Source organism: Thauera sp. (genome assembly GCF_047601425.1).
Taxonomy (GTDB): Bacteria; Pseudomonadota; Gammaproteobacteria; order Burkholderiales; family Rhodocyclaceae; genus Thauera.
Map to the genome: position 1 here is coordinate 2,144,591 of NZ_JASGJL010000001.1, position 19,848 is coordinate 2,164,438.

17 protein-coding genes and 1 pseudogene are annotated in these 19,848 nt (G+C 69.6%); 10 read left to right on the plus strand and 8 right to left on the minus strand.

What is annotated here, in order from left to right; genetic code table 11:
- The first annotated feature begins 14 nt into the window (after positions 1-14).
- Complete coding sequence (locus QM748_RS10505; protein ID WP_415246923.1) at positions 15-1,535, plus strand: flavin-containing monooxygenase; 1,521 nt, start codon at positions 15-17, stop codon at positions 1,533-1,535.
- 35 nt (positions 1,536-1,570) lie between these two features.
- Here QM748_RS10505 and QM748_RS10510 read toward each other — a convergent pair whose 3' ends face one another.
- The 8 genes and pseudogenes from QM748_RS10510 to QM748_RS10545 all read right to left on the minus strand — a co-directional run.
- Positions 1,571-2,350: an SDR family NAD(P)-dependent oxidoreductase gene (locus QM748_RS10510; RefSeq protein ID WP_415246924.1), complete on the minus strand. Its 780-nt coding sequence runs from the start codon at positions 2,348-2,350 to the stop codon at positions 1,571-1,573.
- Positions 2,351-2,568: 218 nt separating this feature from the next.
- The gene (locus tag QM748_RS10515) at positions 2,569-3,528 is read right to left on the minus strand and encodes an OB-fold domain-containing protein (RefSeq protein WP_415246925.1); all 960 of its coding nucleotides are present in this window, start codon (positions 3,526-3,528) and stop codon (positions 2,569-2,571) included.
- Positions 3,529-3,533: 5 nt separating this feature from the next.
- Positions 3,534-4,745: a thiolase family protein gene (locus QM748_RS10520; RefSeq protein ID WP_415246926.1), complete on the minus strand. Its 1,212-nt coding sequence runs from the start codon at positions 4,743-4,745 to the stop codon at positions 3,534-3,536.
- 273 nt (positions 4,746-5,018) lie between these two features.
- A complete protein-coding gene (locus QM748_RS10525) occupies positions 5,019-5,228 on the minus strand; it encodes a hypothetical protein (protein ID WP_415246927.1) in 210 nt (69 codons plus the stop codon).
- Positions 5,229-5,456: 228 nt separating this feature from the next.
- The gene (locus QM748_RS10530; RefSeq protein ID WP_415246928.1) at positions 5,457-7,295 is read right to left on the minus strand and encodes a long-chain-acyl-CoA synthetase; all 1,839 of its coding nucleotides are present in this window, start codon (positions 7,293-7,295) and stop codon (positions 5,457-5,459) included.
- A gap of 40 nt (positions 7,296-7,335) precedes the next feature.
- Positions 7,336-7,983, minus strand: a complete 648-nt coding sequence (locus tag QM748_RS10535) for a nuclear transport factor 2 family protein (RefSeq protein WP_415248053.1) — start codon at positions 7,981-7,983, stop codon at positions 7,336-7,338.
- Between the two features lie 8 nt (positions 7,984-7,991).
- Positions 7,992-8,486 carry an SDR family NAD(P)-dependent oxidoreductase gene (locus QM748_RS10540; protein ID WP_415246929.1) on the minus strand — a complete coding sequence of 165 codons (495 nt, stop codon included), beginning with the start codon at positions 8,484-8,486 and terminating at the stop codon, positions 7,992-7,994.
- A gap of 34 nt (positions 8,487-8,520) precedes the next feature.
- A pseudogene (locus QM748_RS10545) lies at positions 8,521-9,054 on the minus strand (SDR family NAD(P)-dependent oxidoreductase); the annotation flags it as partial.
- On the opposite strand from QM748_RS10545, the gene QM748_RS10550 reads away from it, so the two are divergent.
- From QM748_RS10550 to cofH, 9 genes are all read left to right on the plus strand, one after another.
- Complete coding sequence (locus QM748_RS10550; RefSeq protein WP_415246930.1) at positions 9,007-10,341, plus strand: spinster family MFS transporter; 1,335 nt, start codon at positions 9,007-9,009, stop codon at positions 10,339-10,341. The pseudogene QM748_RS10545 and the gene QM748_RS10550 overlap by 48 nt on opposite strands.
- 36 nt (positions 10,342-10,377) lie before the next feature.
- Positions 10,378-11,208 carry an alpha/beta fold hydrolase gene (locus tag QM748_RS10555; protein WP_415246931.1) on the plus strand — a complete coding sequence of 277 codons (831 nt, stop codon included), beginning with the start codon at positions 10,378-10,380 and terminating at the stop codon, positions 11,206-11,208.
- Between the two features lie 7 nt (positions 11,209-11,215).
- Positions 11,216-13,348 carry an FAD-dependent oxidoreductase gene (locus tag QM748_RS10560; RefSeq protein WP_415246932.1) on the plus strand — a complete coding sequence of 711 codons (2,133 nt, stop codon included), beginning with the start codon at positions 11,216-11,218 and terminating at the stop codon, positions 13,346-13,348.
- 22 nt (positions 13,349-13,370) lie between these two features.
- Entirely contained in the window at positions 13,371-13,832 is a 462-nt protein-coding gene (locus QM748_RS10565; protein WP_415246933.1) for a nuclear transport factor 2 family protein, read from the plus strand.
- A gap of 130 nt (positions 13,833-13,962) precedes the next feature.
- On the plus strand, positions 13,963-14,643 hold the full coding sequence (gene npdG, locus QM748_RS10570) for an NADPH-dependent F420 reductase (RefSeq protein WP_415246934.1): 681 nt from the start codon (positions 13,963-13,965) through the stop codon (positions 14,641-14,643).
- 10 nt (positions 14,644-14,653) lie between these two features.
- Positions 14,654-15,421 (plus strand): coenzyme F420-0:L-glutamate ligase, encoded by a 768-nt coding sequence (gene cofE, locus QM748_RS10575; RefSeq protein WP_415246935.1) that lies wholly within the window; start codon positions 14,654-14,656, stop codon positions 15,419-15,421.
- Positions 15,418-16,368 (plus strand): 2-phospho-L-lactate transferase, encoded by a 951-nt coding sequence (cofD, locus tag QM748_RS10580; protein ID WP_415246936.1) that lies wholly within the window; start codon positions 15,418-15,420, stop codon positions 16,366-16,368. Before cofE ends, cofD begins: the two co-directional genes overlap by 4 nt.
- 308 nt (positions 16,369-16,676) lie before the next feature.
- Positions 16,677-17,360 (plus strand): 2-phospho-L-lactate guanylyltransferase, encoded by a 684-nt coding sequence (gene cofC, locus QM748_RS10585; RefSeq protein ID WP_415246937.1) that lies wholly within the window; start codon positions 16,677-16,679, stop codon positions 17,358-17,360.
- Positions 17,342-19,795 carry a 5-amino-6-(D-ribitylamino)uracil--L-tyrosine 4-hydroxyphenyl transferase CofH gene (gene cofH / locus QM748_RS10590; protein ID WP_415246938.1) on the plus strand — a complete coding sequence of 818 codons (2,454 nt, stop codon included), beginning with the start codon at positions 17,342-17,344 and terminating at the stop codon, positions 19,793-19,795. The genes cofC and cofH overlap by 19 nt, the downstream gene beginning before the upstream one ends.
- Positions 19,796-19,848 lie beyond the last annotated feature (53 nt).

Sequence of the window (19,848 nt, forward strand, 5' to 3'; positions counted from 1 at the left end):
ATCTGGAGACACGCATGAGCACCGACACCGCCACTCCACCCAGCTTCGCCCCCGTCTACGCCCCGACTGCCCCGGCCACCCGCCGCCTGCGCATCGCCGTCATCGGCGCCGGCATGGCCGGCATCCTCGCCGCCATCCGCCTGAAGCCCTGCGGCCACGAAGTCGTCGTGTTCGAAAAGGCCGACCGCATCGGCGGCACCTGGCGCGAGAACACCTACCCCGGCCTGACCTGCGACGTGCCTGCGCACGCCTACACCTACTCCTTCGCGCCGAACCCGGAATGGAGCAGCTTCCTCGCCCCCGGCGCGGAAATCCAGCGCTACTTCGAGAACGTCGTCCGCGGGCACGGCATTGCGCCGCTGATCCGCTTCAGCACCGCGGTCACGACCTGCGTCTTCGACGACGAACGGCGCCGCTGGACACTGACCGACAGCCACGGCAAGGCAGAAAACTTCGACGTCGTCGTCGCCGCCACCGGCGTGCTGCACCATCCGAACATGCCGGCGCTGCCCGGCCTCGAGCGCTTTGCCGGCGACGCCTTCCATTCCGCGCGCTGGGATCATTCGGTGCCGCTCGACGGCCGCCGCGTCGCCGTGGTCGGCAGCGGCTCGACCGGCGTGCAGATCATCTCCGCGCTCGCCGGCCGCGCCGCACGCCTGTTCCACATCCAGCGCACACCGCAGTGGATCATGCCGATGCCCAACGAGCCCTACACCGACGAGCAGCGCGCCGCCTTCCGCGCCGACCCCGGCCTGATCGACGAGATGCGCTACGGCGAGCAGTACACCGGCCTGGTGCGCCGCTTCACCGAAGCCATCATCGACAAGGACTCGCCCGAGATCCAGCAGATCGAGGCCATCGTCCGCGACAACCTCGAACGCAGCGTGCGCGATCCGCAACTGCGCGAAGCCCTGCGCCCGCGCTACCGCGCCGCCTGCAAGCGCCTGATCTATTCGCCCGACTACTACGACAAGCTGCAGCAGCCCGGCGTCGAAGCGGTGATCGGCGAAATCGACCGCATCGAGCCCGAAGGCGTGCGCATGCGCGACGGCAGCCTGAAGGCCGCCGACGTGCTGGTACTCGCCACCGGCTACCAGGCCGACCGCTTCGTGCGCCCGATGCAGGTACGCGGCCGCGGCGGCGCCGAACTCAACGCCTTCTGGTCGCCCCGGCCCGCGGCCTATCTCGGCATCGCGATGCCGGCCTTCCCGAACTTCTTCATGCTCAACGGCCCCACCGGGCCGGTCGGCAACTTCTCGCTGATCGACATCGCCGAGCGCCAGTGGGCCTACATCGAGCAACTGCTCGCGCCGCTCGCCGGCGGCCGGTACGCCGAGGTCGAACTGCGCGAGGAGACGATGCGCGGCTACGAAGCCGAACGCATCGCCGCCGCCAGCCACACGATCTTCGCCTCCGGTTGTTCGAGCTGGTATCTCGACGCCACCGGCGTGCCGGCAAGCTGGCCCTGGAGCTACGACGAATTCGCCAGGCGCACCGCGCAGCCCGACGGCGCGGACTACCTGTTCCTGGAATGAGGCCAGCCTGCCCCGCCGGCCGGCGGGGCAGGCTTTCAGCGCTGCGAGGAGATGTTGCCGCCGTTGACGACGATCTCGGCGGCGGTGATGTAGCTGGCCTCGTCGGACAGCAGGAAGCGCACCACCCGGCCCACTTCCTCGGCGGCGCCGATGCGCTGCAGCAGGATGCGCCGCTCGAAGAAACCCGGCGCCAGCGCCTCGATCGCCGGCCGGGTCATCGGCGTCTCGATCTGCCCCGGCGACACGCTGTTGATGCGGATGCCGTCGCGCGCCAGCCGGTCGGCAAGCGAGCGCACCAGCGACAGCACGCCTCCCTTTGCCGCCGAATAGACCGGATTGATGCCATTTCCGAGCGTGGCGTTGATCGACGCGGTCGCCACCACCGCCGAACCCGGCTGCCGTTTCAGGTCGTCAAGGAAGACTTGCAGCAGCAGCACGATCGGGCGCAGATGGACGTCCATGCCGTCGGCCCAGCTTTCGAGCGTCACGCCTTCGAGCGAACCGGTGTCGACGATGCCGGCGCAATGCACGATGCCGCCGATCGACGACAGGCCTTGCCGCGTTTCCCCGGCGGCGTCGGCAATCGCCTGCGGGCTGCGCACGTTGACGCCCAGGCCGAGCGTGCGGACGCCATCGAACTCCTCGGCGATCGCCGCCGCCGCATCCTGCGCCCGGCGCCGGTCCAGATCCCAGATCGCCACCGCGCGCCCCACCGCGGCCAGCGCGCGCGCCGACGCCAGCCCGATACCCGATGCTCCGCCGGTGATGACCACCCCCGAAGACGGCGACGACAGCGCCGGTTGCACGTTCTGCATGATTTCCCCCCTGTGAATGGACATGGACGGCGCACGCGGCGGCACCGGCATCCACCTTAGGTGCGGGCCCTCCATCCGCCATCACCAGAATTGATTAAGCCGCCGCCACTCCTCGCGCAAGCGGAGGGCAAACACGGAAGGCAAAAAAAACCGCCTTCCCTGGCGGGAGAGGCGGCGACAAAGAGGAGACACGGGAAGAAATCAGCGCGACGACGAAGTCACATGTACAGGATCACCAGATCATTGATCACCGACGGCCGCTCGCTGCCGACGACGTGGGTGACGATCTCCATGGTCATCTGTGTGCCCTTGGGCAGCTTCTGCACCGCCTTCACACGCGAGCGCGCATGGATGCGCGAGCCGGCGGGCACCGGTGCCGGGAAACGCAGGCGGTCGGAGCCGTAATTGAGCATGTTGTTGAAGCCGGTGACCTCGAAATCGAGCGATATGCGCAGCCGCGATTGCAGCACCTGGACCAGCGCGCCATGGGCGATGGTGCCGCCGAAAGGGCTCTGCTTGCTCGCGCGCTCGGGGTCCGTGTGAATCCAGTAGTCGTCGCCGGAAAGCCGGGCGAACTCGTCGATCAGCGCCTGATCGACGACGACCTGGTTGCTCCACGGCGAGTACTCCTCGCTGACCAGGGCCTGCATCGCCGCCTCGTCGTCGAAGCGCACCTGGCGCCTGGGTTCCGTCGCCGTTGCTGCAGCCGCTTGCTCGGCGGCCGCGGCGAGCGCAGCCGGCGTGCTGTCGATGCGCGCCGGGAAATCCTTGTCCGCGGCGGTGAAGCGCAGCAGCGCGGTGCCGTCCGTGGCGACGGTGTCGATCACCGGCTTGAGCCGCATGCCGACCGCGATCTCGGCTTCGTCGAGGCCGATAAGCGTGGTGTTGATGCGCACGCCTTCGTCGAGCTCGACCACCGCCATCTTCTGCGGCATCTCGTCGGCGAAGTCGGGCATCGTCGGCACACGCGTCAGGGTGTAGGTGTAGAGCGTGCCGGTGCCCTTCACTTCCTTCCATTCCAGATCCTGCGACCAGCACTTGTCGCAATGGCGGCGCGGGAAGAAGATCCAGTGGCCGCAGGACTGGCACTGCGGAATGGTCACGCGGCCTTCCTTGAGGCCGTTCCAGAACGGCGCCGAAATCCCGGTCGGCGTCGGCATCGGTTTGTTGCTCGACATGCTCGTCATGCTCCCTGGAGAATCAGTGCGCCCTGCTCGCTCATCACGCCGCCGGTGCCGGATACGAACACCGTGTCGCAGCGTTCGAGCTGGCGCTCGCCCGCGCGGCCGGCGATCTGGTGGAAGGCCTCGATGACCTGCGACATGCCGCCCGCGGTGCCGCTCTGGCCGAAGCTCAACTGGCCGCCGTGGGTGTTCATCGGGAAGTCGCCCTTGTAGCTCAGGTCGTGCTCGCGCACCCAGCGCATGCCCTCGCCCTTGGGCGCGAAGCCGGCGTCTTCCAGCGTCAGCAGCACGGTGATGGTATAGCAGTCGTAAATCTGCGCGGCGTGGATGTCGCTGCGCTTGATGCCGGCCATGGCGAAGGCGCGCTCGGCCGCCGGGCCGATCGGCGTGTCGGTCATCTCGGCGGCGTAGGTCGGCGACTTGAACGACAGGTGCTCGCCGAAGCCGGTGACGCAGGCGCCGCGATTCCTCGCCCGCGCCGCCACTTCCTTCGAGGCGACGATCACCGCCGCGCCGCCGGCCACCGGCATCACGATCTCCAGCACCCGCAGCGGCTCGGCCACCATCTTGCTGGCCAGCACGTCCTCGATCGTCAGCGGCTTGCCGAAAAAGCTGGCGTCCGGATTGGCGAGCGCATTGGTGCGCTGGTCGACCGCGATCTTGGCCATCGCCACCGGGTCGTAGCCGTACTTGGCGGCGTAGCGCTGGGCGATCATCGCGTAGCCGGTGTTCTGGCCCATGTGGCCGTAGGGCAGGTCGAATTCGGCCTCGGGCGCGCCGAAAGCGGTGCTGTGGCCGCCGAAGCGCATCGCCCGCGCCATCCAGCTCGGGTCCTCGTCGGGGCTGAACGGTGCCATGCGCGACGGAATCACGCACAGCACGGCCTGGCACAGCCCCAGCTCGATCGCCGCCGCCGCGCGCCATACCGCCGCCACCGACGAGCAGCCGCCCAGGTCCACGACTTCGGCGAAGTTGAGCGACAGCCCCAGGTATTCGGCGGCCATCGCCGGCACGAACACCTGGGCTTCGTGGAACTGCGGGCCATGCACCACCAGGCCGTCGATGTCGGACGCCTTCAGCCCGGCGTCGGCCAGCGCGCGGCCGGCCAGGTCGGCCACCTGCTCCAGGTGGAACATGCGCGGCGCAGTCGCGTACTTTTCGGGCTTGTACTGCGCGGCGCCGACGATTGCTGCGTTTCCTTTCAGACCCATGCTTCCTCACCTCGCTGATCGGGGCCGCTTTCGGCCCTGCATTGGCTGCCACGATGCCACAGCGGCCGGCGGCGACAATCGTTCATATCGACTAGGCGGAGCGAACGAGTGCGCTGATGGACGATTTCCCGGCGCACGGCGCACCTGCGGCCGCCGCACGCCGGCCCAGCGCCAAACCCCGCGGCTGCAGCGGCAGCGCGGGGACGCGGGAGATGCTTCGGAACTGCCTCATGCTCCGCCATGCCAGGGCGGCACGGCGCAGTGCGGCTGAATTCAGTGCGACGACAGCATCGCGAAGAACTGGGTGGTCGAAGCCTTGGCAGGCGAGCCGGCATGCTGGCAATGCGCTTCACCAAGCTGACAGGCCGCCGGCATCTGCACCAGCGAATCGACCACGCGCCCATGCCCTTCGTCGAGCATGGTTGCAAAACCTGCGATGCCACTCAGGGCGGCACTCAGAACGACGACTTTGGTGATGACCATGTGCCTCTCCTCCATTCCTGCGATGCGCGGTCCGCGCTGGGGTCTCGCAGGGTTCCGGTACGACGCCGCTTTGCCGCGACTGCCATCCGGCTGCCTCCTCCTGCGTGAACCGGAGAATGCGCGCGGCGCGCAAGACGCTCATCGTCCAAAAGGACTAGATTGCGAAGAGCACGAAAAAAAAGGAGCCCGCAGGCTCCTTGTCGCGCAGCGAAAGCTGCCCGCCAGCCTTCAGGCGAAGGGCGGCAGGCCCGCATTCCTCAGCGCTTCCTCGGAATACGGCTGATAGGTGCCGGCCTTCTCGTCGCGGACGTAGAGCGGATCGTCGAAGGCCGCCGGGTCGTAGCCCTGGCGCTGCAGGTCGACCTTGCGCAGCTTGAAGGTCGTCGTCAGGTCCGCGACGCTCGACACCCGCACGAACTGCGGCGCCGCGTAGCGCGGAATCCGCTGCTCGGTCAGCTCGTAGAAGAGCCTGGGATCGAACACGTGGCCGGGCTGCATCACGATCGCCGCCATGCCGGCGCGGCCTTCGTGCTGCGGCACCTGCACGCCGTAGATGTTGATCAGCTCCATGCCCGGATAATCCGCCAGCGCGTCGGCCACTTCGGCGGTGGACACGTTCTCGCTCTTCCAGCGGAAGGTGTCGCCGATGCGGTCGACGAAGTAGAAATAGCCTTCTTCGTCGTAGCGCAGCAGGTCGCCGGAACTCCAGTAGGCATCGCCATCGACGAAGACGTTGCGCAGGATCTTCTTCTCGGTGGCTTCGGCCGAGGTATAGCCCTCGAAGCGGCCGGCGCCGATCTCCGGATGATCGACGATGAAGCCGATGCCTTCGCCGACCTCGCCCGGCTTGCACAGGATGCAGCGGCCGTCGGCGTCGAGCAGGTGGCTGTCGGTCTCGACGTCGTAGCGTATCAGGCGGAAATTGGATTTTTCCCAGTAGGGGATGCGGCCGACCGAGCCGGGATGATTGTCGATGTTGATCACCGCGGTGTTGGCCTCGGTCGAGCCCCAGCCCTCGAAGATCTGCACGTCGCCGAAGCGTTCGATCCAGCGCCCCCAGCTCTCGGGCGTCAGGCCCGCGCCCAGCATGCAGCGCAGACTGTGGTCCCGATCCTCGGGCTGCGGCGGGGCGTTGAGCAGATAGCGACAGATCTCGCCGATGTACTGCACCACGGTGATGCGGTTGCGGCGCACGTCCTGCCAGAACTCGCGCGTGCTGAACTTGCGCCGCAGCACGATGCTGGCGCCGGCCTTCAATGCGGTCGAAGTGACAGAGGTGGCGGCCGCGCCGTGATACAGCGGCAGGCAGCAATAAAAGACGTCGTGCCCGCCGGCGTCCAGCGTCACTTCCATGACGTCGCCCGACGACATCCAGCGCATGTGGCTGTAGCGCGCCGCCTTGGGCAGGCCGGTGGTGCCGGAGGTGAAGATCAGCAGCATCGTCGTCTCGGCGCGCACGCCGGCGCGGCCCTCGCGCGGGAAGGCGGTGCGCGGCGCCGCCGCCACTTCGGCGCTGATGTCGGCCGACACGATGCTGCGGTGTTCGGTCTCGGCCGGCTTTTCGGCATCGGCGACGAGGTAGAGCGGCTGTTCCGGCCGCCCTTCGGTCAGGGCGAAGTTGGCCAGGCATTCCTCACCGACGATCACCGCGCTGGCCTTGACCACCTCCAGCGCATGCACCAGCGGTCGCCCGCTGACCTGGGTATTGATGACGGCGACGACGGCGCCGAGCTTGGCCAGGCCGAACCAGTAGAAGAAGAATTCCGGCCGGTTCTCCATCGCCAGCGCGCAGACGTCGCCGCAACGCAGGCCGCGATGATGCAGCGCGTGCGCGACCTGGTTGGCGCGCGCATCCAGTTCGGCATAGCTGAAACGCTGTCCGCCGTAGATGAGGAAGTCCTTGCCGCCGAGTCTGGCGGCCTGTTCCTCGACGCGGTCCGCCACGGTATACAGGTCGCCCGGCTTGATCTGCATCGCCGCGCGCGAACGGACGTCCAGCTTGGCCTGGGTTTCGTCGCGCGGCACGACGCCGCCGGCCGGGCTCTTGAAGGGCTTGGATTCGGGCATCTGCCTCTCCAGCTTGTTCGTCGGATGAACGCGCGCCGCTTCAGCGCACGCGGATCCGGGGATCGGGGGTACCGCGGCGCATCGTCGCCAGGAACTTCTCCATCGGCGCGGGCGCGGCCACTTCGGGCAGGCTGTCCTTGTCCGGCCGCTGGGCCCAGAACTCCTGCCAGGACGGGAACAGCGCATGGAACGTGCCCTGGTAGGGTTCGCGTCCCGGCCAGCGCATCTTGCGGTCGCCGATCGGCGGCTTGTTGAGGTCGGAGGCGTACCAGTAGCAGGGCAGGCGGCGACGGAAATACCAGCAGCCGTCGATGCGCTCGTAGTCGTCCCAGTACAGCATCTGCATGACGACCCACTCCGGGCCGGTCTCGTGCTCGTTCTTCGAATACACCACGCCGGTGGCGTGATCCGGATCGGAGAACTCGATGATGTGCTGCCCGAGGTGGTGCGAGGTGCCCGAGAACTGGTTGCGCAAGGTGTCATCCACCCAGGCTTTCAGGTGGGCGCGCCCGGTCTTCTCGCGGCCGACGCGGATGTCGGGCGCGAACAGGTTCACATGGGCATCGAGGTCGCGCATGTCGAGCGACAGTGAATACTTGCCGGCCAGTTGGCGGATGGCATCGAGCGATTCGAGGCGGTCGATGCGCGCGAGCAGGTCGGCCGGGGCCGAAGGCATTGGAGTCGTCATGCCGCTGCTCAGATGAAGGCCATGCCGCCGTTGACGGCGATGTTCTGCCCGGTGATGAAGCCGGCGTCTTCGCTGGCGAGGAAGGCCGCGACGCGCGCGATCTCCTCCGGCTCGCACATGCGGCCGAGCGGGATCGCCTTGATCATCGACTGCATCCACTCGTCGGGGATGCCGGCCATCATCGGCGTATTGGTCGGCCCCGGCACGATGGTGTTGACGCGGATGCCGCTGGCGGCAAGCTCGCGCGCGATGCTGCGCGTCAGCCCCATCACCCCGGCCTTGGAGGCGCAGTAGTGGCTGGGCCCCTCGCCCGACATCGCCGCGGTGCTCGACACGTTGATGATCGCGCCCTTGACCCCGCCCTGCTGCATCAGGCGCGCGCCCTCGCGGCAGCACAGGAAGGTGCCGGTGAGATTGACGCCGACGACGCGCAGCCAGTTGTCGTCCGGCGTGTCGAGGAAGGCATCGACCGAACCGATACCCGCGCTGTTCGACGACGACATCGACACGGCCGAAACGCCCGACGACGGCGGCGAAGGCAGCCTTGACCGAGGCCGGCTCGGCCACGTTGCAGGCCAGCGCCAGCCCCCTGTCGCCGAACCCGGCCACGGCCGCGGCGGCGGCATCGGCATTGATGTCGGCCGCGACGACTTTCGCCCCGGCAGCGCCGAAATGCTGCACGATCGCCTGCCCCATGCCCTGCCCGGCCCCGGTCACGAAAACCACCTTGTCCGCAAAACTCATCTCTCGCCTCCTTGCGTATGTCCGTTCCGGGCCCGCCCTCGCGGCGGACGACCGGCCATGTGGAACGCAGTTTTCTCGGCTTGAGGAGACAGGACATCGTCCACTAAGACTAATGCCGGCGGACTCGGCCCATGCCGGCGGCTTCGCGGCCGCTTGGCGGCATGGCGCGCCGTCGTCTGAATGGACGATGCCGCGCACCGGGCGGGCACCGACGATACGCAGCACTTCGAGGCGGCGCCGCTCCGCCTTCATTCCGGAACCTTGCCGAGGAGGCAGTTCGTGAACGCAAGCCAAGGCCACCCGCAGCGCATCACCTGGCACACCCATTACGCCTTGTCGGTACTGGCGGTCATCTACGTCTTCAACTACATCGACCGCCTGGTGATCTCGATCCTGATCGAACCGATCAAGCTCGAATTCGGCATCTCGGACACCCAGATCGGCCTGCTGTCGGGGGTGGCGTTCGCGATCTTCTACACGGTGTTCGGTTTTCCCTTCGGCCGCCTGTCCGACCGCATCGGCCGCAAGCCGGTGATCGCGCTGGCCTGCATCGCCTGGAGCGGCATGACCATGCTGTGCGGCGTGGCCACCAGCTTCATGATGCTGCTGCTGTTCCGCATCGGCGTCGCGGTCGGCGAGGCCGGCGGCACCGCGCCGTCGGTGGCGATGGTGTCGGACATGTATCCGCCGCAGCAGCGTTCGCGGGCGATGTCGGTGTTCCTGATGGGGCCGAGCCTGGGCGCGGTGCTCGGCCTCGGCCTCGGCGGCTGGATCGCCCAGACCTACGGCTGGCGCAGCGCCTTCCTGATCATCGGCGCGCCCGGCGTGCTGCTCGGCCTGCTGCTGTGGCTGACGGTGCGCAGCCCGGCCGCGCCGGCGCCCGCCGCTTCAGCCAGCGGCGCGAAGGAAAACTGGCGCGACACCTTGCGCGAGCTGCTCGCCACCCCGGCCTTCCTGCTGATCGTGCTGGCCGGCACGCTGGCGGCCGTCATGGGTTATGCCTTCGGCACCTGGAACCCGAGCTTCCTGATCCGCTCGCACGGCCTCAACATGCAGCACGCCGGCCTGCTCGTGGGCCTGGGCGGCGGCATCTGCGCCACCGTCGGCACCCTGATGTGCGGCAGCGTCACCGACCGCCTGGTGGCGCGCGATCCGGGCTGGCAGCTCGGCGTGCCGCTGATCGCCTGCCTCGTCAGCGTGCCGCTGGCCGCGGCCTTCTACCTGTGGCCGGCGGGCACGGCCTTCCATCTCGGCTCGATCGCGGTACCCGAGGCCTACCTGTTCTACCTCGGCTTCAGCTTCGCCGGCACCTGGTGGGCCGCGCCCTGCTTCAGCGCCATCAGCCACCTGTTCCCGGCCAACCGCATGGCGCAGGCGACCTCGATCTTCGTCATGGGCATGACCCTGCTCGGCGTCGGCCTCGGCCCGATCATCGTCGGCAGCCTCAGCGACTTCTTCACCGCCAAGGCCGGCGCCGAAGCCCTGCGCCAGGCCCTGGTCAGCACGGTCGGGTTGTATGCGCTGACCTCGCTGTGCCTGGCGATCGCCATTCCCGCCTACCGCCGCCAGGTGAAGCTGCGCGCTTCGCTGCAGGCCGCCGAAACCCGCGCCTGAACACCCGGCGCCCCCGAATCGACAGGAGACATCCCGATGAACTCACCCGACCTGCCCATCCCGCTCGGCCAGTTCGCCGAACTCGGCAACGGCCTGCGCCTGCACTACCTCGACGTCGGCCAGGGGCCGGCCGTGGTCTGGCTGCACGGCAGCGGCCCCGGCGCCAGCGGCTACAGCAACTTCAAGGGCAACTACCCGGCTTTCGCCGCCGCCGGCTTCCGCAACATCGTGCTCGACCTGCCCGGTTTCGGCCGTTCGGACAAGCCGGCGGACGTGCATTACGACCTCGATTTCTTCGTCGCCAGCCTGGACGCCTTCCTGCGTTGCATCGGCGTCGAGCGCTGCACCCTGCTCGGCAATTCGCTGGGCGGCGCGATCGCGCTCGGCCAGGCGCTGGCGCATCCGCACACGGTCGAGCGGCTGATCCTGATGGCGCCCGGCGGCGTCGAGGAGCGCGAGACCTATTTCCGCATGGAAGGCATCGTGCGCATGGTCGAGACCTTCGCCAGGGGGCCGATGGGGCCGGCCGAGATGCGCCACGTCATGAGCCTGCAGGTGTTCGATCCGGAACTGCTCGACGACACCATCATCACCGAGCGCGCCGCCATCGCGCCATCGCAGCCGGCCAACCTGTTCTCGACCATGATGGTGCCGAACATGACCGGACGCCTGCACGAGATCCAGGCGCCGATCTTCGGTTTCTGGGGCTGCAACGACAAGTTCAACCCGCACGCCGGCGCGCTGAAGCTGATCGAGAACGCGCCCGACGCGCGCATGATCCTGCTCAACCGCTGCGGGCACTGGGTGCAGGTCGAGCATCGCGAGCTGTTCAACCGCAGCTGCATCGATTTCCTGACCGAGGGGTAAGCAGACCATGGGCGCTTTCGACAATCTGCTGCAGCCCGGCCGCATCGGCAGCATGGAGGTGCGCAACCGCATCGTCATGGCGCCGATGGGGTCGAACTTCGCCGAAGCCGACGGCACCTGCGGCGAACGCATCCAGGCCTATTACGAAGCGCGCGCCGCCGGCGGCGCCGGGCTGATCGTCATGGGCGTGGGCGCCATCGCCTATCCGCTGGGCACCGCCGAACCCTACCAGGTCGGGCTGTCCGACGACCGCTTCATCCCCGGCCTGCAGGGCATCACCGAGCGCGTGCACAAGCACGGCGCCAAGATCGCGATCCAGCTCCAGCATGCCGGCAAGAGCTCGATCCGCGACCTCGCCGCAGGCCGCGAACTGTGGGTGCCGTCGATGCCGCCGGCGACGAAGACCGACATGTTCGCCGCGCTGACGCAGGAGGAGCTGGGCGCCTTCATCAGCTCGTCCAAGAGCCGCGAGAAGTCCGGCGTCAAGATCCGCGTCATGGACAAGGCCGACATCGCGCAGATGGTGGAATGGTTCGCCGCCGCCGCCGAGCGCGCCCGCCGCGCCGGCTTCGACGGCGTCGAGCTCCACGCTGCCCACACCTACATCATCGCCGGCTTCCTGTCCGGCCACTTCAACAAACGCGACGACGAATACGGCGGCTCGCTGCAGAACCGCGCCCGCTTCATGCTCGAAGTCATCGCCGCGGTGCGCGCCCGCGTCGGCGCCGGCTACCCGGTGTGGCTGCGCCTGGACGCCTGCGAGCTGCACATGGAAGGCGGCATCACGCTGGACGAGGCCAAGGCCTTCGCCCGCATGGCCGAAGCCGCTGGCTGCGACGCAGTCAGCGTGTCGGCCTACGCCAACACCAGCAGCGGCGTCGCCTTCACCGAAGCGCCGCTGGTGCAGCAGAAAGCGGGCTTCCTGCAGTGGGCGGCCGAGATCAAGGACAAGCTGGCGATCCCGGTCATCGCCGTCGGCCGCCTGGAACCGGAAGTCGCCGACAACGCCGTCGCCGCCGGCCAGTGCGACTTCGTCGCCATGGCGCGCAAGCTGCTGGCCGATCCCGAACTGCCGCGCAAGCTGATCGAGGACCGCCCCGAGGACATCCGTCCCTGTATCTACTGCTACGCCTGTGTCAGCCAGATCTTCGTCAACGAGCGGGTCAAATGCGCGGTCAACCCGATGACCGGCCATGAAGCCGAAATCCGCCTGCTGCCGGCCGAGAAACCCGGCCACGTGCTGGTCGTCGGCGGCGGCCCGGCCGGCATGGAAGCCGCCCGCAGCGCCGCCTTGCGCGGCCACAAGGTGACCCTGGTCGAGCGCAGCGCCCGCCTGGGCGGCACGCTGTTCTTCGCCGCGCTGGCCTATGCCGAGAACGGCGCCCTGCTCGACTACCTGGCGACGCAGATGAAGAAGCTGGACATCGACGTGCGCCTGGACACCGTCGCCACGCCCGAGCTGGTGCGCAGCATCGGCGCCACCGCGGTCGTCGTCGCCACCGGCGCCGAACGCAGCGCGCCGCCGATCCCCGGCGCCGAGCTCGGCCACGTCTGGTCGGGCGACGAACTGCGGCGGCTGATGACCGACGACCGCGCCGACGAGATTGCCCGCCAGAAGCTGTCGCTCACCCAGCGCGCGCTGATGAAGGCCGGCAGCCTGGTCGGCGTCACCGACAGCACCGACGCCATCCAGAACCTGTCGCGGGTGTGGATGCCGCTGGGCAGGAAGGTCGCGATCGTCGGCGGTGGCCTGGTCGGACTCGAACTGGCGGAATTCCTCGTCGATCGCGGCCGCGAAGTCGTGGTGCTGGAAGAAGGCCCCAGCCTGGGCCGCGAACTGTCGATCGTGCGCCGCTGGCGCGTGCTCGACACCCTGCGCCGGCACGACGTGGCCCTGCACACCCGGGTGAAGATCGAGTCGATCGGCAAGAAGACGCTGCACTACACCGACGCCGACGGCAACCGCCACGAACTGGCCGCCGAATCGGTGGTGCTCGCGGTCGGCGCCCGCCCCGACGACAGCCTCGCCCGCAGCCTCGAAGCCGCCGGCGTGCCGGTCAGCGCGGTGGGCGACGGCGCCCGCATCGGCTACATCGAAGGCGCGGTCCGGTCGGGCATGCTCGCCGGCCTGTCGGCCTGAACCCCTCACCCTGGAGCCTCCGATGAGCCAGTCCGCCACCGAAATCTGCAACCTGCTGTACCGCTACGCCGAAGCCATCGACGGCGGCCGCCTGGAAGACGCCGCCGCGCTGTTCCGCCACGCCCGCATCGAAGCGGGCGCCGGCGAGCCGCTCGACGCCGACGGGCTGCTGGCGCTGTGGCGCCGCATCCTGGTCATCTACCCTTGCGGCACGCCGCGCACGCGGCACCTGATCAGCAACCCGATCCTCGACATCGACGAGGAAGCCGGCACCGCCGAGGCACGCTCCTGCTACACGGTGCTGCAGGCCACCGACGCGCTGCCGCTGCAGATCATCGCCAGCGGCCGCTACCTGGATCGCTTCGCCCGCGTCGACGGCAACTGGCAGTTCGTCGCCCGCGACTACCGGCATCTGGATTTCCGCGGCGACATGAGTCAGCACCTGCAGGCGGGCAGCCTGCGCAAGCCGGCAGCGGCAGCCTGAACGCTTCCTGAACCCGAGCCGGCTCTCGTCCGATCGGACGATGCTCCGCCCCTGCCCGCTCTCGTAGCGTAGGAAGCATCGCGCGGCCCGGCATTCCTGCCGCCGCGCCCACTTCCACGGAGACGGACAGATGCTCATCGACAACACCCGGACAATCGGCGTCATCGGCGGCACCGGCAAGCTGGGCGCCGCGCTCGCCCGGCGCTGGGCCAAGGCCGGCCTGCGCGTGGCGATCGGCTCGCGCGATGCCGCCAGGGCCGCCGAGGCCGCCGCCGCGCTGGCGGCGGAGACCGGCGCCAAAGTCGGTTCGGGCAGCAATGCCGAAGTCGCCGCCCGCGCCGGGCTGATCGTCGTCAGCGTGCCCTTCGCCTCGCAGCTCGCCACCCTCGCCGAAATCCGCGACGCCGCCGCCGGCAAGATCCTCATCGACACTACGGTGCCGCTGGTGCCGCCGAAAGTGATGCGGGTTCAGTTGCCGCCCGAAGGCAGCGCCGCGGTGCGCGCCCAGCAGGCGCTGGGCGAAGCCGTGCGCGTGGTGTCGGCCTTCCACAACGTCGCCGCGCACAAGCTCGCCACCGACGAGCACATCGCCTGCGACGTGCTGGTGTTCGGCGACGACAGGGACGACCGCGCCGAAGTCGTCGCCCTGGCCGATGCCGCCGGCCTGCGCGGCCTGCACGGCGGTGCGCTGGCCAATTCGGCGGCGGCCGAGGCGATGACATCGGTGCTGATCTTTCTGAACAAGACCTACCGCGTTGACGGCGCCGGCCTGTGCATCACCGGCGAACTCGACCTGGACGCCGGCGCCTGAGCATACCGCCATGGGACGCCGCCTGAGTTTCGACGCCCTTGCCGGCCTACCGGAGATCCGGCCCGGCGACGCGCTGGCGCCGCTGATCGCCGCCGCGCTGGCACAAAACGGCATCACGCTGGCGGCGGACAGCATCGTCGTCGTGGCGCAGAAGATCGTCTCGAAGTCCGAAGGCCGCTTCGCCTGGCTGGACGAAGTCTCGCCTTCGGCCAGGGCGCGCGAGCTGGCAGCGGTCACCGGCAAGGATGCGCGCATCGTCGAGCTGGTGCTGTCCGAATCCAGCGACGTACTGCGTGCCGTGCCCGGCGTGCTGATCGTGCGCCACCGTCTCGGCTACGTGATGGCCAACGCCGGCATCGACCTGTCGAACGTGCCCGCCGCAGCAGGCCGCGAACGCGCGCTGCTGCTGCCGCTCGACCCGCACACATCGGCGGCCGCGCTGCGCGACGCGCTGCAGGCGCTGACCGGCCAGGCCGCCGGCGTCATCGTCAGCGACAGCTTCGGCCGCCCCTGGCGCAACGGTGTGGTCAACGTCGCGCTCGGCGCGGCCGGCATCCCGGCATTGATCGACCGCCGCGGCGACCACGATCGCCACGGCCGCACGCTGCAGGTCACCCAGACCGCCTTTGCCGACGCGATCGCAGCCGGCGCGGCGGTCGTCATGGGCGAAGGCGGCGAAGGCCTGCCGGTCGCGGTGGCGCAAGGCTTCATGCCCGACGCGCCGCTGGCCGACGCCAGGGCGCTGCTGCGCCCGCTGGAATCGGACCTGTTCCGATGAGGGGCACCCACGTCCTCGCCCTGAGCGGCGGCGTCGGCGGCGCCAAGCTCGCCGACGGGCTGATGCAGGCCGTCGGCGACGGCCGGCTGAGCGTGGCCGTCAACACCGGCGACGACTTCAGCCACCTCGGGCTGCACATCTCGCCGGACATCGACACCGCGCTGTACACCCTGGCCGGCCTGGCCAACCCCGCAACCGGCTGGGGCCGCCGCGACGAAACCTGGACCTTCATGGCGGCGCTGGAGCGGCTCGGCGGCGAAACCTGGTTCCGCCTCGGCGACGGCGACCTGGCCACCCACGTCGAGCGCACCCGGCGCCTGGCCGCGGGCGAGCCGCTGTCGGCGATCGTCGGCGACTTCGCCCGCCGCCTCGGCATCGCCGCCGCCATCGTGCCGATGTCCGACCAGCCGCTGCGCACCCGGGTGCATAGCGACGAGGGCGTGTTCGACTTCCAGGACTACTTCGTGCGCCTGCAATGCCGGCCAGTCACACGCTCGATCGAATTCGTCGGCGCCGACAAGGCCAGCCCCTGCCCCGCGCTGCTGCAGGTGCTGGCCGATCCCGCGCTCGGCGCGATCGTGATCTGCCCCTCCAACCCCTATCTCAGCATCGCCCCCATCCTCGCCGTCCCCGGCCTGCGCGAAGCGCTGCGCGCGGCCGGCGTGCCGGTCGTCGCCGTCTCGCCCCTGGTCGGCGGCGCCGCGGTGAAAGGGCCGACGGCCAAGATCATGGCCGAGCTCGGCATCTCGGTGAGCGCCGACGAGATCGCCCGCCACTACGGCGAGCTGCTAGACGGCTTCGTGCTCGACGTGCGCGATGCCGCACTGCGCACCCGCATCACCCAGCCGGTGCATGTCACCGACACGCTAATGCTGACGCCGGCCGACCGCGTCCGCGTCGCCGGCGAAACCCTGGATTTCGCTCGCCGCCTGCGCGCCCCGCGCTGAGCCTCGGCGGGCACGCTGCATCCCGCCGGCGTCCGCCGCAAAAACCGAGCTTTCTCACTTTCATTCGAAAAGCATCGGCATCGGCTCCGCAGCCATCTGATTCATAAAGATTTTCTCCGCCATTCCGGTGACAGCGCAAGGCGCCAAAGCGAGTAGCGGCAGCCATACCTGAGGTGATTCAATTTTCCCCAGGAACTCACCAAGACCATGCGGACACGAGCCATGCTCCTCTCTTTCGACACCTGTTTCGGCCACCCCGGCAGCGACGGCACAAGCCGCCTGCCGGGCATCGCCGCGGGAGCGCGCCCATGAGCCGCTGGGCCCTGGTGCCGCTGAAGGCACGCCAGCTCGGCAAGAGCCGGCTGGCCGGCCTGCTGGACGCTGCGGGCCGCGCCGAGCTGGTCAACGCGATGCTCGACCAGGTGCTGTCCGCGCTCGCCGCCGCGCGCGAAATCGACCATGTCGCCGTCGTGACCGGCGAACCGGCACGCCTGCCTGCCGGCGTGCTCGCACTTCCGGACGCCGGCCGCGGGCTCAATGCCGCGCTCGGCGACGGCGCCGCGATGCTGCAGGCGCTCGGCGCAAGCGAGCTGCTGATCGTCCATGCCGACCTGCCCGGCGTGCAGGCCGGCGACATCGACCGCTTCGTCCGCGCCGGCCGCCCGGCCGGCATGGCGCTGGCCGCGGATCGCCACGGCAGCGGCACCAATGCGCTGCTGATCGGCGGGGCCGCCGGTTTTCCCGTCAGCGGATTCCCGTTCGCCTTCGGCCCGCACAGCCTGGCCCGCCACCTGGCGGCTGCCCGCGCTCGCGGCCTGTCGCCGGCGCTGCCGCGGATCGGCGGACTCGCGCTCGACATCGACACCCCGGACGACCTGGCCTGCCTCACGGCCCCCGCCGTCGGCACCGCAGCCTTCGCCTCGCCTTCGTCCCCGCTTCTTGCCCAACCCACCGCCAGCCGGAGAACCATGCCATGCCTGACCGCATCCTGAGCCTGCTCGACCATGCCCGCAGCGGCGGCATGCTGGCGGACGACGACATCCATCTGCTCGCCGAACAGGCGCCGCTGGCCGCCCTGCTCGGCACCGCCGAAGCGATGACGCTGGCGGGCCACGGCCGCAGCGTCGGCTATTCGCGCAAGGTCTTCATCCCCCTCACCAGGCTGTGCCGCAACACCTGCGGCTACTGCACCTTCGCCACCACGCCGGGCCGCGTGCCGAGCGCCTACCTGAGCGCCGACGAAGTCCTCGCCATCGCCCGCGCCGGCGTCGCCGCCGGCTGCCACGAAGCCCTGTTCACGCTGGGCGAGCGCCCCGAGTCGCGCTACCGCGCGGCCCGCGACGCCCTCGCCGCGCTCGGCCACGACTCGACCATCGGCTACCTGGCCGAAATGGCCGCGCTGGTGCAGCGCGAAACCGGACTGCTGCCGCATGTGAATCCGGGAACGATGGACGCGGACGAAATCGCCCTGCTGCGTCCGATGTCGGCCTCGATGGGCATCATGCTCGAATCGTCCTCCACCCGCCTGTGCGAGCGCGGCGGCCCGCACTGGAAGTGCGAGGACAAGCTGCCCGGCGTGCGCCTCGACACCCTGCGCCGCGCCGGCGAACTCGGCGTACCGATGACCACCGGCATCCTGATCGGCATCGGCGAAACCCGCCGCGAGCGCATCGATTCGCTGCTCGCGCTGCGCGAGCTGCACCGCCGATACGGCCACCTGCAGGAAATCATCGTACAGAACTTCCGCGCCAAGCCCGGCACGGTGATGGCCGGCGCAGAAGAACCTGCGCTGGACGATCACGCATGGACGATCGCGATGGCGCGCCTGGTGTTCGGCGCCGCGATGTCGATCCAGGCGCCGCCCAACCTGCGCCCCGGCGAACTGGAAGCGCTGCTGCGCGCCGGCATCAACGACTGGGGCGGCATCTCGCCGGTCACGCTGGACCACGTCAATCCGGAAGCCGCCTGGCCGCAGATCGACGCCCTCGCCGCCGAAACCGCGCTGCATGGCCGCCAGCTGCGGCTGCGCCTGCCGCTGGTGCCGTCCTACGTCCGCGAAGCGGCGCGCTGGGTGCCGGCGCCGATCGCCACTGCACTGCTGCGCCGCGCCGACGCCAGCGGCTTCGCCCGGCCCGACGACTGGCTGGCGGGCACCGGCACGCCGCCGTCGGCCGCGGCGCTGCAGCCTTTCGCGCGGCGAGCGGCGGCGATGTCATCCACTGCCTCCGCCCCGGTATCCGCCCCTCTCCGCGCGGCCATCGAACGCGCCGAGCAGGGCCGGACGCTGGGCGAAGACGACATCGTCCGCCTGTTCGATGCCCACGGCGACGAGCTGCACGCGGTCATCGACGCCGCCGACCGCCTGCGCCGGCAGACCGTCGGCGAGGCCGTGAGCCACGTGCGCAACTGCAACATCAACTACACCAACATCTGCCAGCACCGCTGCGGCTTCTGCGCCTTCGCCAAGAGCCACGCCGCATCGACGCTGCGCGGCCCCGCCTACCGGCTCGACGCCGCGCAGGTCGCCGCCCGCGCCGAGGAAGCCTGGCTGCGCGGCGCCACCGAAGTCTGCATGCAGGGCGGCATCCACCCGCACTACACAGGCGACAGCTATCTCGAACTGCTGGCGGCGGTGAAGCAGGCGACGCCGGCGATGCACATCCACGCCTTCTCGCCGCTCGAGATCCGCCACGGCGCCGCCACGCTCGGCCTGCCGCTGCGCGACTACCTGATCCGCCTGCGCGACGCCGGCCTGCGCACGCTGCCGGGCACCGCCGCCGAAATCCTCGACGACGAAGTGCGCGCCCTCATCTGCGCCGACAAGCTCGACACCGCGCAATGGCTGGAAGTGATGGAGATCGCGCACGAGGTCGGCATCCGCAGCACGGCGACGATCATGTTCGGCCACGTCGAGGAACCGCGGCACTGGGCCCGCCACCTGCTGGCGATCCGCGCGCTGCAAGCCAGGACCGGCGGCTTCACCGAGTTCGTGCCGCTGCCCTTCGTGCATATGGAATCGCCGCTGTGGCACAAGGGCGGCGCGCGCTCAGGCCCGACGCTGCGCGAAGCGGTGCTGATGCACGCCGTCGCCCGGCTGGTGCTGCACCCGCTGATCCCGAACATCCAGACCTCGTGGGTGAAGATGGGTGCCACCGGCGCCGCGCTGTGCCTGCAAGCCGGCGCCAACGACCTCGGCGGCACGCTGATGTACGAATCGATCACCCGCGCCGCCGGCGGCGCCAACGGCCAGTCGATGGAAACCGGCGACCTGCGCGCCATCGCCGCAAGCTGCGGCCGCCCGCTGCAGCAGCGCAGCACCTTGTACGAAGTCCTGCCACAGAACGCGGCCGGGCTGCCCCTGACCGGCGGCAGCCCGCCGCCGGACTCCGACCCCAGGCGTATGATCGCGCTCCACAGCAGCGCCTGAGTTTTCCCCTTCCCTTCGCTTCACGCACTTCACCGCACGGCAAGGCCGCGCAG

Coding starts and splice junctions, on each gene's coding strand:
- npdG (WP_415246934.1), top strand. CDS start 13,963: ATGCTCATCGACAACACCCGGACAATCGGCGTCATCGGCGGCACCGGC.
- QM748_RS10530 (WP_415246928.1), bottom strand. CDS start 7,295: ATGCCCGAATCCAAGCCCTTCAAGAGCCCGGCCGGCGGCGTCGTGCCG.
- QM748_RS10535 (WP_415248053.1), bottom strand. CDS start 7,983: ATGACGACTCCAATGCCTTCGGCCCCGGCCGACCTGCTCGCGCGCATC.
- cofH (WP_415246938.1), top strand. CDS start 17,342: ATGCCTGACCGCATCCTGAGCCTGCTCGACCATGCCCGCAGCGGCGGC.
- QM748_RS10540 (WP_415246929.1), bottom strand. CDS start 8,486: ATGTCGTCGTCGAACAGCGCGGGTATCGGTTCGGTCGATGCCTTCCTC.
- cofE (WP_415246935.1), top strand. CDS start 14,654: ATGGGACGCCGCCTGAGTTTCGACGCCCTTGCCGGCCTACCGGAGATC.
- QM748_RS10560 (WP_415246932.1), top strand. CDS start 11,216: ATGGGCGCTTTCGACAATCTGCTGCAGCCCGGCCGCATCGGCAGCATG.
- QM748_RS10515 (WP_415246925.1), bottom strand. CDS start 3,528: ATGTCGAGCAACAAACCGATGCCGACGCCGACCGGGATTTCGGCGCCG.
- QM748_RS10505 (WP_415246923.1), top strand. CDS start 15: ATGAGCACCGACACCGCCACTCCACCCAGCTTCGCCCCCGTCTACGCC.
- QM748_RS10520 (WP_415246926.1), bottom strand. CDS start 4,745: ATGGGTCTGAAAGGAAACGCAGCAATCGTCGGCGCCGCGCAGTACAAG.
- cofC (WP_415246937.1), top strand. CDS start 16,677: ATGAGCCGCTGGGCCCTGGTGCCGCTGAAGGCACGCCAGCTCGGCAAG.
- QM748_RS10525 (WP_415246927.1), bottom strand. CDS start 5,228: ATGGTCATCACCAAAGTCGTCGTTCTGAGTGCCGCCCTGAGTGGCATC.
- QM748_RS10510 (WP_415246924.1), bottom strand. CDS start 2,350: ATGCAGAACGTGCAACCGGCGCTGTCGTCGCCGTCTTCGGGGGTGGTC.
- QM748_RS10555 (WP_415246931.1), top strand. CDS start 10,378: ATGAACTCACCCGACCTGCCCATCCCGCTCGGCCAGTTCGCCGAACTC.
- QM748_RS10565 (WP_415246933.1), top strand. CDS start 13,371: ATGAGCCAGTCCGCCACCGAAATCTGCAACCTGCTGTACCGCTACGCC.
- cofD (WP_415246936.1), top strand. CDS start 15,418: ATGAGGGGCACCCACGTCCTCGCCCTGAGCGGCGGCGTCGGCGGCGCC.